The 14,025-nt window shown below is 41.4% G+C and carries 13 protein-coding genes; 4 read left to right on the top strand and 9 right to left on the bottom strand.

From position 1 onward, the window contains the following. Nucleotides 1-15: 15 nt before the first annotated feature. The 3 genes from K0I62_RS05855 to K0I62_RS05845 form a co-directional block, all read right to left on the bottom strand. The gene (locus K0I62_RS05855; RefSeq protein ID WP_220070551.1) at nt 16-516 is read right to left on the bottom strand and encodes a GNAT family N-acetyltransferase; all 501 of its coding nucleotides are present in this window, start codon (nt 514-516) and stop codon (nt 16-18) included. 146 nt (nt 517-662) lie between these two features. Beyond that, nucleotides 663-965: an NrfJ gene (locus K0I62_RS05850; protein WP_220070550.1), complete on the bottom strand. Its 303-nt coding sequence runs from the start codon at nt 963-965 to the stop codon at nt 663-665. A 132-nt stretch (nt 966-1,097) separates the two neighbouring features. Further along, the gene (locus K0I62_RS05845; RefSeq protein WP_220070549.1) at nt 1,098-1,316 is read right to left on the bottom strand and encodes a DUF3820 family protein; all 219 of its coding nucleotides are present in this window, start codon (nt 1,314-1,316) and stop codon (nt 1,098-1,100) included. 481 nt (nt 1,317-1,797) lie between these two features. Here K0I62_RS05845 and K0I62_RS05840 point away from each other — a divergent pair, with 481 nt between their 5' ends. The 4 genes from K0I62_RS05840 (at nt 1,798) to K0I62_RS05825 (ending at nt 4,446) form a co-directional block, all read left to right on the top strand. Then, nucleotides 1,798-2,541: an AAA family ATPase gene (locus K0I62_RS05840; protein ID WP_220070548.1), complete on the top strand. Its 744-nt coding sequence runs from the start codon at nt 1,798-1,800 to the stop codon at nt 2,539-2,541. Next, nucleotides 2,501-2,926 carry a CopG family transcriptional regulator gene (locus K0I62_RS05835; RefSeq protein ID WP_220070547.1) on the top strand — a complete coding sequence of 142 codons (426 nt, stop codon included), beginning with the start codon at nt 2,501-2,503 and terminating at the stop codon, nt 2,924-2,926. Before K0I62_RS05840 ends, K0I62_RS05835 begins: the two co-directional genes overlap by 41 nt. A gap of 185 nt (nt 2,927-3,111) precedes the next feature. After that, entirely contained in the window at nt 3,112-3,936 is an 825-nt protein-coding gene (locus K0I62_RS05830) for a M90 family metallopeptidase (RefSeq protein ID WP_220070546.1), read from the top strand. Nucleotides 3,937-3,957: 21 nt separating this feature from the next. Continuing rightward, nucleotides 3,958-4,446: a nuclear transport factor 2 family protein gene (locus K0I62_RS05825; RefSeq protein ID WP_220070545.1), complete on the top strand. Its 489-nt coding sequence runs from the start codon at nt 3,958-3,960 to the stop codon at nt 4,444-4,446. Nucleotides 4,447-4,481: 35 nt separating this feature from the next. Here the strand turns inward: K0I62_RS05825 and K0I62_RS05820 are convergent, their stop codons facing one another. From K0I62_RS05820 to K0I62_RS05795, 6 genes are all read right to left on the bottom strand, one after another. Further along, nucleotides 4,482-5,945 carry an HDOD domain-containing protein gene (locus K0I62_RS05820; RefSeq protein WP_434086829.1) on the bottom strand — a complete coding sequence of 488 codons (1,464 nt, stop codon included), beginning with the start codon at nt 5,943-5,945 and terminating at the stop codon, nt 4,482-4,484. 416 nt (nt 5,946-6,361) lie between these two features. After that, a complete protein-coding gene (gene aceA, locus K0I62_RS05815; protein WP_220070544.1) occupies nt 6,362-7,687 on the bottom strand; it encodes an isocitrate lyase in 1,326 nt (441 codons plus the stop codon). Between the two features lie 130 nt (nt 7,688-7,817). Next, the gene (gene aceB, locus K0I62_RS05810; RefSeq protein ID WP_220070543.1) at nt 7,818-9,446 is read right to left on the bottom strand and encodes a malate synthase A; all 1,629 of its coding nucleotides are present in this window, start codon (nt 9,444-9,446) and stop codon (nt 7,818-7,820) included. Between the two features lie 1,392 nt (nt 9,447-10,838). Next, nucleotides 10,839-12,539 (bottom strand): GGDEF domain-containing protein, encoded by a 1,701-nt coding sequence (locus tag K0I62_RS05805; RefSeq protein WP_220070542.1) that lies wholly within the window; start codon nt 12,537-12,539, stop codon nt 10,839-10,841. 76 nt (nt 12,540-12,615) lie between these two features. Next, the gene (locus K0I62_RS05800; RefSeq protein ID WP_220070541.1) at nt 12,616-12,837 is read right to left on the bottom strand and encodes an RNA-binding protein; all 222 of its coding nucleotides are present in this window, start codon (nt 12,835-12,837) and stop codon (nt 12,616-12,618) included. 87 nt (nt 12,838-12,924) lie between these two features. Beyond that, complete coding sequence (locus K0I62_RS05795) at nt 12,925-13,734, bottom strand: SAM-dependent methyltransferase (protein WP_220070540.1); 810 nt, start codon at nt 13,732-13,734, stop codon at nt 12,925-12,927. Nucleotides 13,735-14,025: the final 291 nt, after the last annotated feature.

Here is a 14,025-nt window from a genome sequence, read left to right as displayed (position 1 = left end):
GGTTAAGTTAATCGATTAGGCCAGTTGTTTCGACAAGTAGAAGGCGAGAAAAATTTCACCACACTTCTCTTGGTACCGATTGTGGTGAAATTTGAACCCCTGGGATAAAAATAGCCGTTTAGATAATTTTGACGCATCAACACTCAAGCGCGAAACAGTAGAATCTTTAGCCCATTGTTCTAATGTTTGATATAACGCGCTTGCAACTCCTTCACCCTGACGTTCTGGCAAGACGTAGAGGCTATCGATATAACCTCTGCTGTTAAAGTGGGTTTCCACATTGATAAAACCAAGACACAAATAGTCATCGCCCACCTGCAGCGCAGTATCAATCATTATCCATGCTTTGCTGCGACTCAGACGTTTATTCCAGTGATAAGCAGAACGCGGTGCTTTAGACCAGGCCTGTTTTTGCTCGGCTGAATATAATGTTTCATCAATTTCTTGCACTGCTAAGTGATAAAGCTTACTGACTTGCAATGCGTATGCTGGCACATATGGGATAACTTTATACATTAAATCACTCTATACATTGAATACCTCTACTAAGAAGAGATAAGCCATGAGTATTGTATTAACAAAAAAATAGCGCTGATAATCGATTATCAGCGCTATTTAACCAACGAATACCTGTCAGCATTAGTGTTTGTCTATATGACGTTTTACTTCTTATCGATACGACCCACAAACAACAACTCATCAAATGTGCGGTTTAATGTTTTGCTAGTAAAGTCATTCATCCACATTTGCTCTTGGACAACAACAACATCACCTTTTACCACTTCAACTTGAGGGCCTGCAGCCCAAAAGGTTTTATCTGACTCTTTAATCTGTACGTAGGTGTAACCACCCGCATTCATGGTATCTACCACCTGGCCTTCATGTACAACACCAGCAGCCCACGCACTAGAGATCCCGAGAGCTAAGGTGGCAGCAGCTGCCAAGCGAACAAGTTTAGCTATCATTGTTATTCCTTATATATTCAACGTTACTTAAACATTAAACCACGAGCTTAGTAATAAATCTCTACCGAACTAGGGGAATTAGCTTGGTAATGCTGGAGATTTAGATCAAGCTCTCATTCCCACCAATAAACATTACTCTCTGGGAACTATTAATGGTTTTAGCATTCCCTCAAGCCCATTGAGCTTAATCTCATACATCAAGGCCAACTGTTGACCTAATTTACCTTCAGGGAACCCTTCACTATGAAACCACACTAAATAAGGTTCTGGTAATTCGATTAACTTACGTCCTGCATACTTACCAAATGGCATTTTTTGATTAATCGCCTCAATGAGCAACTTATCATCCATCACTTCTATTCCTGTTCATTCGAATGAGGGTTATTGAAACATAAAGTAAAACCTAAACCTAGCGATGCTCATCAGCCGATCAAGATCACATTTCTATATATTAAATTAACCATAAAATTTAAAAATTCATAACCCAAAGAAATAAGGGTAAATCTAAAGTATGAAAATAACAGCTAAGCGGTGATAAAAAACGCTCTAAATACTGAGAAAAAGCAACAACAACCAACTGATTATTAACGGATATATAACAAACGAATCCTATCATTCTGCCACAGTGTCAAGTTTCTGCCAAACAAGGGTTTTAGTCAAGAAAATGACAAGCGCCATTAGCTAAAAAAACGTCAAAATTCATACAGTTGACCGATTGTAAAGAAACACCTAAATTGAATCTTAAGCTAACATTTGGCAAACCTAAAGCTCCTAATGCCAAAGCTATCGAACAACAAACATCGGCAATCTCTGACAGTCGAGAGGAAAAATAATGATCATACTAGTTGGCGGTGAAAAAGGTGGTAGTGGCAAAAGTTGCCTCGCACAAAATATCGCGGTGTTTCTCACCGTTGAATGCGGTGCATCAGTCATTATGGTTGACTGTGATCCACAACGGACCACCTCAGACTGGATCCAAGCGCGCAACAATAATAGCGAATTAGCTAGCATCAATTGCGTGCAACTCTACGGTAAGATCCGTAACGACTTACTTAGCTTAGAACAGCACTACGACTTTGTACTGGTCGACTGTGGTGGGCAAGATAACCTTGCACTACGTGCAACAATGTCTGTAGCTTCTCACGTGTTGATGCCCCTCAGACCTAAGCGACGCGATCTCAAGACCGTTAGCCATATGGATGATATCGTCGCAACATGTATGATGATCAACCCTAAAATGCGAGCATCATTTGTTATCACTCAATGTCCTAGCTTACCTAATCAAGTCAATCGCATTATAGAAGCGAAGGAAGTATGTAAAACATACGATATCAATGTTCTCGATGCGATCACCTATAGCCGAAACATCTACGATGACAGCGAAGAATCAGGTCTTTCCGTTATGGAAACTCAGCCTAAAGGAAAGGCGGCTGAAGAGATCCGCAGCATCGCCTGTGAAATGCTTCAAGCGAGTAGTGCAACAGAAATTCGTAACCGTCTTGCCGAACAACAGATGAACCAGCTAAGGGGTGGATATGGGACTGGCCGATCTCAAGAAAAACTCTACGCAGTCTAGTAGCACGGTAGCGTGCAGACAACTGCAGATGTCATTAAACGAGTTAATCGACGACTTTATAGATGACGCCACCCATTATGCTGAGGGGAAACCTGAACAAGTTAAAAAATTGGCACAAGTTATTGAACTTGAAACCAGATTTAATGGTTGCGCCAACGCTAAGGAGTCATTGTTAACGCAGCCGATAAAGGTGTTTCCAAAAGGAGATGCGCCTTATCGCAAAGCAACATTTACACTCAGCGAATCGGCGATTGCCCATTTAGCGGAGTTAGCCAGTGGTTGTGATATTGCAAAATCTAAATTAATTCGATTTTTAATTGAGCACCATTACTCATTAACAGAGTCTGAAAGACAACAAATAGAACAATCTATTTCAGTCGATTAAACCGTGTTCCCCCCACCCTTTTCTGGCAGCAGATTTCTCCCAACAGTTAACTCTGGGCTGCCAGCTTTTTTTTCAAGCACATCACCACATCTTCTGAGTTTCGTATTTGCGTTATTCTTCAGCTTCCGTACGTTGAAAAGTCAATATAGAGCCGCATATTAATAATATAAAATAGGGAGAATTACATGCTGGCTATTTTCATTATATTGATACTCAGCGCTACCGCTATTAGCTATATCTGGTTTAAGCCAGCCTATATCAAACGCAAACGCCAGCTAATCACAAAAATGCCTTTCCCCAGTGAATGGCGTGCAATATTGAAGCGGAGAATGCCCTATTTTCGCTTTCTTCCTACCGATCTCCAATTACAGTTAAAACAGCATATCAAGGTGTTCATTGCTGAAAAGCAGTTCATTGGATGCCAAGGGATCATCATCGACGATGAGATGCGAGTCACCATTGCCGCGCAAGCCTGTTTGTTATTGCTTAATAGAGAAACTGACTACTACCCCAAACTCAAACAGATATTGGTCTATCCAAGCCTATTTATTGCGAATCATCAGCAACATGACACTAATGGTGTGATCTGGGAAAAACAAAATATTCTATCTGGGGAATCTTGGGAATTTGGTAAGGTGATACTCTCTTGGCATACTGCTGTAGAGGATGCTGCGCAACCTTTTGATGGCCATAATGTGGTTATACATGAGTTTGCACATCAGCTCGACCAAGAAGATGGATACTCAAATGGAGCCCCCATCTTGGCAAGTTCACAAGACTATGCTCAATGGTCGTCGATCATGGCGAAAGAATATGCAAGCTTGCAATATAAAGCCAATCATCAAGAGTTTTCCATCTTCAATTATTATGGCGCCACTAATCCAGCAGAGTTTTTTGCAGTGGTAACAGAGACCTTTTTTGAGAAGCCAATAGAATTTAGCCAACTACACCCCATCTTATACCAACAGATGAGTCACTTTTTTAAACTAGATCCAGTAAACTGGCATTAATCCCCCTTAACTGGAATACATATGTTTAATCATTTTACTCGCACTCATTTAGGTCAATTACTTAAGCTTAATCTGTTCTGCATAATATTGTTATTTTCAGCGCCAAACCAAGCCGATGATAATAAACAAGCTGCCGTGGTACTTGATAACCTGCATCAGTTTGCAGCCAAGGCCGATTGGGATAACTATTTTTCTCTGTACACTGATGATGCCATTTTTATTGGCACAGACGCGAGCGAGTATTGGAATATGACACAATTTTCGCAATATGCTCGTCCAACTAAGGGATGGAGTTACGCCTTAATAGAGCGAAAGATGGTGCGCCATGATGACGTAATAGTGTTTGATGAGTTGCTTGATAGCCAATCTTACGGCGTCAGTCGTGGAACAGGAACCTTACTGCTAACAGCCAGCGGTTGGAAGATAGCGCAGTATCACTTAAGTTTCCCTATTCCTAACAAGATAGCTAAGAAAATCACCAATCAAATTAAAGCGAGTAGCAATAACTAATTCGATTATACCCTAACCTCTGTCCAGCTCTCACATTAATGACCAACTGACGCTGATAAGCACACATTGGTGAGTTGGGAAAAGTGGGTAAACAGCTCAAAATCATCGCTGGAAATCGCTCTATCTGAACAGTGCCTATCGGCATAAAGCAGACCTATCACTTTATTGTCGATAATCAATGGCGCCAACATGAAGCCTGTTTTTGACGTATGTTCAACAAGCTCCTTGTCCATGTATAAACGCCATTTATCCGACATGGGGTGATCAATAAACAAGGCTTTCCTAAGCTCAATACTTTCTGAAAATACAGTTTTCGAGAGATGAAGCTCCACGATAAACTCATTTTTCATGACATCGGTATTATCGCCAATGACAACCCTAGGCTGTAACCTTTTTCGATTTGGCGACAATAACATCACTGCGCAGCGATCCATCCCAATCCCGTTTAACACACCATCAATGGTGACAGTGATCACTTCATTGAAATTTGCTTTTGAGATAGCGCAATCGGTTAATTCACGCAATTTTTTTAGCTGCTGCGTTACATTAGGTTCTCTAACTACAACTTTATTAGTATCTTCTTCATAGGCTAACGTGAGTAGCTCTGTGCTTGGTAAAAACTCCACTAACACCTTAGCGCCATAACTGATAGCAAGTTTTTTAGTCGCATAGCTACACCGTATCATCTGCCCTTTAAACTCATCAACTTCGATGCCTAACATATCTGCGGCTTGCTTAATTCGATGATTTAATGCAACAGGATCGCTCGGCTCTGCCACCATCATTTCACTGATCTTATTGGCCAGAAAAATAGAACGAATCTCAGGAGTACGCTCATCCGGATTAGATAATGACTTAACTAACACCTCCCCCAAGCCCCAACTACGAGCAATCCCTACTGATAGTTGGGCAAACGATGTGCCCAAATATTCTCGAACAATGGCATTTGCCTCTTTACTGTCACTATCCGATAAACGATGATCCAATTGCTCAGTTATATCTCCGCCCATACTCCAAAATGCGCTTTCGCCAATGTGGTACAACAATGCGGCAATAAAAACTTCTTCTTGCAACTCTTCATCATGATCTTTCAGCATCATTTTAGCCAACATAGCCGCTTGAAACGCCCGCCCCATTAGTGTCAATAAGCGATGATAAACAGGTTCGGATAGGCCTTTATTTTCGAGCAAACTACTCAATAGTTTGGCGGTAATGCAGATATTACGAATGGTGTCGAAGCCCAGTACAACAGCGGCCCGACTGACAGTGGTCACGAGTGACGTACCTTTATTATATATAGCGCTATTTGCAACCCTTAAAATACGCGATGTTAATGCATTATCATGCATCACACTGCGCCCTAAAATAGCCAGGGATGACACATCATCTTTAGCTAATTTCTCTAGAGATTTAACTGTCGAGCATAACGCCGGCATCTCTTGTTCGCTGATTCGCTTGGTCCAGTAATCTGCACCTTTTACTTGATTTGCAGCCTTCAAATGTTTATCTACTCTCTAATATTTGTTGTTATTTCATCATTGTTTTTCAGGCAGTTTATTGATTATTTTTATTATATCGTCAAAAACTGCCCCCTATTTCATGAAGTATAGGCACAAAAAACTTATAACATAACAGTTACATCTGTAGCTATGGATAAATAGATTCATTTTCGACATATCAATGACATGATTGGATTAACAATGATGTCACTAGCACCATTTATACCATATCGACCTAAAATCCATATTGTTGAGATTAAGAGCAAAAAAATGCGGCCCAAGGTCGGCCGCCAACACAAGCAAGTTTGATAATCAATTTTGAAGGGAATAAAAACCTCGCACTGCACGTAGGACGCAGTGCGAGGAACAACCGCTGCAAACGCAGCAAGTCGAAAGGGTTAACTCAAGTAATACTGTTAAAACTGATCTTCTTCTGTTGAACCTGTAAGCGCTGTGACAGAAGACTGACCACCTTGAATAACATTGGTTACCTTATCGAAGTAACCTGTACCTACTTCTTGCTGATGCGCTACGAAGGTATAACCTTTCTTCGCTGCGGCGAACTCAACTTCTTGAACTTTCTCGACATAATGCTTCATACCTTCGCCACGAGCGTAGTCATAAGCAAGGTCAAACATGTTGTACCACATGTTATGAATACCCGCCAAAGTGATGAACTGGTACTTATAACCCATGTCTGAAAGCTCTTGTTGGAATTTAGCAATCGTTGCATCATCCAAGTTTTTCTTCCAGTTAAACGAAGGAGAACAGTTATAAGCAAGCAACTGATTCGGGTACTGAGCGTGAATGGCTTCAGCAAAACGACGCGCTTCATCAAGATCTGGTTTAGCCGTTTCACACCAGATAAGGTCTGCATAAGGAGCATATGCTAGACCACGAGAGATCGCCTGGTCGATACCAGCATTGACACGATAGAACCCCTCAGATGTGCGCTCACCCGTTACAAAGTCACCATCATATGGATCACAATCTGAAGTCAGAAGGTCAGCAGCATTAGCATCGGTACGCGCAATAACCAGGGTTTCAACACCGCTAACATCGGCAGCTAGACGCGCTGAAACTAACTTTTGCACCGCTTCTTGAGTCGGTACAAGCACTTTACCGCCCATGTGACCGCACTTCTTAACTGACGCGAGCTGATCTTCAAAGTGAACACCTGCAGCACCCGCATCAATCATGTTTTTCATCAATTCATAAGCGTTTAACACGCCACCAAACCCCGCTTCTGCATCGGCAACGATTGGCAAGAAGTAATCTGTGTATCCTTCATCGCCTGGATCTATTTCGTTGCTCCACTGAATTTGATCGGCGCGGCGGAAAGAGTTGTTAATACGTTGTACAACTGAAGGCACTGAGTTTGCGGGATAGAGAGACTGATCTGGGTACATGGTACCAGCAAGGTTAGCATCAGCCGCTACTTGCCATCCTGAAAGATAAATGGCCTCGATACCGGCTTTTGCCTGCTGGACAGCTTGACCACCTGTCAATGCACCTAGCGAATTTACATAGCCTTTCTTAGCGCCACCATTGACGAGTTCCCATAGTTTCGCTGCACCACGACTCGCAATCGTATTCTCTGGCACAATAGAACCTCGTAAGGCGACTACGTCTTCCGCCGTGTAAGGACGACGAACACCTTCCCAGCGTGGGTTTTCAGCCCAATCTTTCTTGATCGCATCAATCTGTTGTTGACGTGAAACCTGTGTAGTTGCCTTAGTCATAATCATCTCCATCTGTATGTTAGGATTCAGTGCCAATCAATACAGCTTAATTCCAAAGGCGCTAAATATTGCTATTGAGAGGTAGTTTTTACCTCAAAAATCAATTAAATAAGTGTATTAAAATTTATCGCTATTCCGATTTAGTGAGAATTTCGTAGCCAGGTAAGGTTAAAAAATCCACCAATTCATCCGACGTTGTGATCTCTTCAAGTAACACCGCGGCCTGAGTGTAGCTTCCACGAGTGAACCTATCTGGCCCTACTTCGAGTTTCACATTAGCGAGCTCTTCTACCAGCATCTCTTTAAACAATGCCTTGGTTACTAACTTACCGTTAGATAGCTTTTGCTCGTGCTGTATCCACTGCCAAATTGAGGTCCTAGAGATCTCCGCAGTCGCCGCATCTTCCATCAAACCATAGATAGGTACACAGCCATTGCCGTTGATCCAAGCCTCGATGTATTGCAAAGCAATACGAATGTTGAGCCTCATACCTGCTTCGGTTCTCTCGCCTTCACAGGGCATAAGCAAATCACTGGCTAAAATAGGAGCGTCGACGTCACGAGTAATATGCAGTTGGTTAACATGGTCCTCACCGATATACTCGTTGAAAATCCCCATGGCGGTGTCAGCCAAACCAGGATGCGCCACCCAAGTACCGTCATGACCGTTACGCGCCTCTAACTCTTTATCACCACGTACTTTGGTTAACACGGCTTCATTTTGTTCAGCATCCTTAGCAGGAATAAAGGCGGCCATTCCCCCCATGGCTAAAGCACCACGTTTATGACACGTCTTAATAAGTAGGCGTGAATAAGCGCTTAGGAATGGCTTGTCCATAGTTACCGCTTGTCTATCGGGTAAAATACGATCGCTATTCTTCTTTAATGTCTTGATATAGCTAAAGATATAATCCCAACGCCCACAATTGAGGGCAACAATATTTGAGCGAAGTTCATACAGAATCTCTTCCATTTCAAACACTGCAGGCAAGGTTTCGATGAGACAGGTACACTTAATCGTACCCGGCGCTATGCAGAAGCGCTCTTCAACGAAGGCAAACACTTTCGCCCACCAGCGCGCCTCAACATGGCTCTCTAGTTTAGGAATATAAAAATAAGGTCCACTGCTCTTTGCCAGTAATTGACGATAGTTATGATAGAAATAGAGGCAGAAATCGAATAACGCACCGGGGATCGGCTCACCGTCAAACTCAACATGTTTCTCTAATAGGTGTAAACCACGTACCCGAGCGATCAGTACGGCGGGATCTTCATTTAGCGCATAATGCTTTCCCGTCTCGGGAGCGGTGAACTCAATTTCACCACGTACCGCGTCACGAAGGTTAACCTGACCTTCGACCACCTTCTGCCAGCTAGGTGAAAGTGAATCCTCAAAATCAGCCATAAACACTTTGACGTTGGCATTCAGCGCGTTAATGATCATCTTGCGGTCCACAGGCCCTGTGATTTCAACTCGCCTATCTTGAAGATCACTTGGAATACCACGGATCTGCCATTCGCCGTCACGAATCGCTCTCGTTTGTGGTAAGAAGTCTGGTAGCTGTCCTGCATCGATAAGCTCTTGTTTAGCCTTGCGGCTAGCTAACAAAGATGGCACTTCCTTAGCAAACTCTCTACAAAGCACTTCGAGAAGATTTAACGCCCCTTCATTAAGCACAACTTCCTGTCCAGGAATATGTTCACCTGTTAGGTGAATGGATGCCTCGGTTAAGTCTTTATTTAATACTGGTTCAGTCATCCTGATATCTCCCAAGTGCATAACGTTAAAATAGATGTATTTAATTAGTGCCAGCTGTCTATGCGCACAGACATTTGGTAAACAGACATTTGGTACACAAACATTTGCTAGAAGCTCTTCGATTAAAACCATAACTTGGCAATCATTTGGTTTTGACTCCGGGGCTATTTGCCAATAAACCACGTTGAACGCCAGCTATGTAAATACATTATTAAAAAACCATCAAATGTACTTTCAAATGTATGTTTTGAACAAAACCTACTAACAAAAGGTTGTATTTGCAACAGTTCGGCCAAACCAGAAAATAGATAAAAAACAAATTAACTGAATAATGAATTGGTCTTACCAAACATAAAAACCTAACCCAAACCATTATTAAATAACCATATTTTAAAACACCAACAATACCTTCAACCTCACCACTAACAAGTTGTCAGACAAATTTACCAACAACCAACAGTTGTAAATCATTACGTAATTAAAATACGTGACGTACAATAATGTTTACAACAAATTCGTATTGAGTTCATACAAATAAAATTGACATCCGTTTTGATTAACGCTGAAGGAAAGCGGTATAAAACTAGTGAAATCAATGTCATGAGAAATAAACAAACAGAGCAAAAATCAAACAGGTGTTTTATTTTAACGTTGACGTCAAGGTAGTTACTAGCTGCACAATATCGGTGCAACATAACGGTAACGTTTGTCGATCAACATCACAAAAAACATTGGTTAAGGATAAAAATAATTAGAAAAAAACAACTTTTATAGATAATTATTGAAGCTGAAGACCTTCTGATATCAATCATTATAAGAAGGCCTTCTACTCAGTGCATTTTTTGCCGACTAATTAAAGACGAATTAAAGACGAATTCCTTATGAGGTCATTCAATACAAAAGTAGAAAGGTAACGGTAGTGGCCAAACAAAACACGCCTAACAGGTGAATTTTAGCACTTTTGATGCCGTGTTAACGAGTTTGCCCCTAGAGCAAGTATGCGCTTCGCTCGTTGCAAACAACGAGGCCTTGCATGTTCTCGACAGACTTAAGATATTCCCTTAATCCTGGAGGTCTGGTGTTGTGAATGTCTTTAATGCACGACTCTATGGATATAGAAGGTAGGACGAAGCGCGACTGAAGGGATTTAAGAGCTAGGGTAACACATAGAGCGATTACCTAGGATGCTAGAGCCGAGGAGCGACCTTGCCTTATCAGCACAAACCCTTAGCGCTAAATCACCGCTTAGCAACCACATCTTTATATTGATTGGTATAACACCAGGATGGCAGATTCATCGCGAGTTAAAATGAATAAAAGGAGTTGTGAAACAGCAATAACAAACATCGGCTTGAAAAACAAAATGCCAATCAAGCCTTCAGGAATCAAAGGCTAAGAAGCAGCACTAATCACCATGTCAGCTTGATACTCTACCACGCGATTACGACCACTGTGTTTAGCCTGATACATAGCGATATCGGCACGTTTCATCATGGGGTCTAAACTAAGATCATTTTCCATACTCGTACACACACCAAAACTCGCTGTAATATGAAGCTCACTATAATGGGGCTTTGTCGGTATATTATCGATGGTAACGCGACATTCCTCAGCTAAGTGAAGTGCATCTTCTGCAGTCGTATTTGGCAAAAATATACAAAACTCCTCACCGCCCATACGAACAAATAGATCTCGGCTCCTCAATAATGGGGTGACGGCTTCAACAACCCGTTTTAAAGCCCAATCTCCAGCACTATGGCCCAAAGTATCATTAATGACTTTAAAATGGTCGAGATCAAACATGATAACGCTAAACACACCTCGGTGTGCGAGCACGTCAATAAACAAGTTTTCGGCAAAATCTTGGCCTGTACCGCGATTAAGAATGCCTGTCAGCTGATCCAACTGAGAGATCCGCTTATACTTACGCTGCTGAATGAACATTGTCATCCCAAAAATAACAAAACCGACTGAGCATCCAAGCAAAATCATTAAGGCTAAACTCTCATTATAGCGCTCTAGCTCTACCACTTTTTGTTGAGCGGTATATAACGCCCTATCTTGATTAAGCATCTTAATCTCACGGGTCTTTTCGGCATTCTCAAATTTCGCCATCTGGTAGGCATAAGCCTTCGCTTTGGTTTCATCAATTAAGCTATCACTTATTTTTATATAGTCAGCTAAATAATCATAGGCTTGTTTAAAATTTTGACGCTTTTCAAACGCAACAGACATGACTTTTGTTGCCCGCATCTTGGCTTCTAAATTACTTGGGTCATTTGGCAGAGATATCACCATTTGCGCATAATTGATGGCACTATCCAGATCGGATAGAGATAAGTAGGTTTCGGCGAGCAAAGAATTTACGTCGTTAAGCTCGAGTTGAAATTGAAACTGTTGATATTGAGCGAGTGCTGACAAGAGATAATTCTTGGCAATATCAAATTTCCCTAGCTTAAGAGCCGAATCCCCCATCCCCTTATCAGACATAGCAACGATAAGTGGAATATTGTGTTCTGAACAATATGACTTGGTTGTTTCAAACTCTTGCTCGGCTTGCTGGTAATGAGCTAACTTGAGCGACGAAGCCGCCAATAATATTTTGGCATAGCACTGCTCTTTAGTTGATACGCCTCGACTAAACTCTAATGAGAGAGAAGCATAACGTTTAACTTCATCAAACACTTCAAGATCAAGATATAGATTAGCCAGCCTTAAATATGAGGTCATCTTGATGGTAACATCATCGATCTCCTCTATTCGGCTCAAATTCTTAGACATGGCTTCTAGCGCACCTTGATAATTTTTAAGCGCTATCAAAGATGTCGCTTGATATAGGTAGATAGAGTTAAGCAGGCTGGGAGAGTGGCTCAACTCCTCCGCCTCCACGAGCAAACGATAAGCCTTATCATACATACCGTTAAATAACTCTTTATTACTTTTTAAAGTAAGAAATCTTGCCTGCTGATCTCTTGTTAAATCTCCAACATTTTCTTGCAAATATTGTATTAATTCAGAGGATTTTGATGGCTCTGCAATTAAGGAAGCTTTTAGCTCATCGAGAATTGATTCAAAATCGGTTTCAGCAGCCATAACGGCACCACTAACGAATGCTAGCAATAAACCACAAATGACCGTTCTGAAATAATGCATGTTAATAGATAAGTTATTATTTACTGTCGTTTGGATTAGTAATAAGCAGATACGCTTTGGCATCAGTCGTATCACCAGACAATAACTTTAGTTTATCCATATCACCAGACATCACCGCCTGGATCTCTTGTTCATTAAGTCCATTGGCTTTCATTACACCTTCTGGATCTTGTTTATACGCTTCCATTAATACCGCATCAGATCCTAACTTTTCAAAAAAATCACTTAATTTAGACATATCATTCTCCATTTTTATGGTTTAACTCTAGTTGTATTACAACACTCTGACCACTGTTGATAGCAATCACTGCCGATTTATACCAGATCATCCTAAATCAGCTTCGGTTATCCCAAGCTTTGCTAAAACATCACGATTTACCATCAATGGTTTTGACGGTGGAATAAGCAAGGTGGTAATGGCTGACAAGTTAGCAAACGGAAGTTCCTTTAAGGGTAATCTATCTATCCGCGGTGACTGTATCGGCAGGTTAGGCGCTTCATAAAGGATTATTTCATGATCAAGGGGATACCACTGATTGAGCAGTTCAACTAACACCTGTAATCGGTCTGAATTGGTGTGAAATTCGGTTAAGGTATGCTCCCCTGCAATCCCGATTTGCCACAGTAATAAATGAGTGGTTGGATCGGGCGTATGGCTATAGAACATAAACTGGCTTGCCTCAAAGCTCTGATGGCCCGAGTTACCAGGGTCGATCCCCACATCAGCCCAAAGACAAGCTTCAGCAGAGATACCAGGTTCCATCTTAGCGCTATAGCCCTCATTTTGTGCACGCCTAATAGCAAAATGAGATACACAAGCAAACACCCCAGGATGACCATACAACGCGCAAACGACTTTTTTATTCGCTCGCACCTCTTTCAAAATGGCTTCAACCATCTGTTCATAAGTGTCACGGCGATTTTTAATCTCACCAGGCTGAGCGTAATAACACTGCAAAGAACGCACATCGCCATTGAGCTTTTTAAGCCAACTGAGCGCAAAACCATCGGGAACCAGTGAAAACACGACATCAGCATGCTCGATATAACTCTTACTAATAACACTAATTTGGCCTGCTAAATTAAGACCAGTCCCGACACAAACTAAGCAACCTAAGCCACTTGCTTTACTCATAACAGATCATACCTAATAATTATCAACACAGTCCCCGCGAAAATTCCTTTTTAGGTTCATTAAGAGCATCCTATAAACCATATATAGGATACATAAGCTAATCGCATAGATATGCTTAGCATAATGTTTCGACACTAACTTATCACAAATTTTAAAATTGCAAATACATACAATCAATTAGTCATCATTATTTTGAACTAAAGTGATATATCTGTATAAATCACTACCGATTAATCATTTACCTGATGGAACCTTCTTTGCTTTTTCCCTGTCTCAATACGCACAATATCA

Source organism: Shewanella psychrotolerans (assembly GCF_019457595.1).
Taxonomy (GTDB): Bacteria; Pseudomonadota; Gammaproteobacteria; order Enterobacterales; family Shewanellaceae; genus Shewanella; species Shewanella psychrotolerans.
The sequence above is the reverse complement of the archived record's forward strand: the minus strand, read 5'-3'. Positions and strand labels throughout refer to the sequence as shown.

Bases quoted from the DNA above. Each gene is read 5' to 3' on its own strand.
- K0I62_RS05855 (WP_220070551.1), bottom strand. From the start codon at position 516: ATGTATAAAGTTATCCCATATGTGCCAGCATACGCATTGCAAGTCAGT.
- K0I62_RS05850 (WP_220070550.1), bottom strand. From the start codon at position 965: ATGATAGCTAAACTTGTTCGCTTGGCAGCTGCTGCCACCTTAGCTCTC.
- K0I62_RS05845 (WP_220070549.1), bottom strand. From the start codon at position 1,316: ATGGATGATAAGTTGCTCATTGAGGCGATTAATCAAAAAATGCCATTT.
- K0I62_RS05840 (WP_220070548.1), top strand. From the start codon at position 1,798: ATGATCATACTAGTTGGCGGTGAAAAAGGTGGTAGTGGCAAAAGTTGC.
- K0I62_RS05835 (WP_220070547.1), top strand. From the start codon at position 2,501: ATGGGACTGGCCGATCTCAAGAAAAACTCTACGCAGTCTAGTAGCACG.
- K0I62_RS05830 (WP_220070546.1), top strand. From the start codon at position 3,112: ATGCTGGCTATTTTCATTATATTGATACTCAGCGCTACCGCTATTAGC.
- K0I62_RS05825 (WP_220070545.1), top strand. From the start codon at position 3,958: ATGTTTAATCATTTTACTCGCACTCATTTAGGTCAATTACTTAAGCTT.
- aceA (WP_220070544.1), bottom strand. From the start codon at position 7,687: ATGACTAAGGCAACTACACAGGTTTCACGTCAACAACAGATTGATGCG.
- aceB (WP_220070543.1), bottom strand. From the start codon at position 9,446: ATGACTGAACCAGTATTAAATAAAGACTTAACCGAGGCATCCATTCAC.
- K0I62_RS05805 (WP_220070542.1), bottom strand. From the start codon at position 12,539: ATGGCTGCTGAAACCGATTTTGAATCAATTCTCGATGAGCTAAAAGCT.
- K0I62_RS05800 (WP_220070541.1), bottom strand. From the start codon at position 12,837: ATGTCTAAATTAAGTGATTTTTTTGAAAAGTTAGGATCTGATGCGGTA.
- K0I62_RS05795 (WP_220070540.1), bottom strand. From the start codon at position 13,734: ATGAGTAAAGCAAGTGGCTTAGGTTGCTTAGTTTGTGTCGGGACTGGT.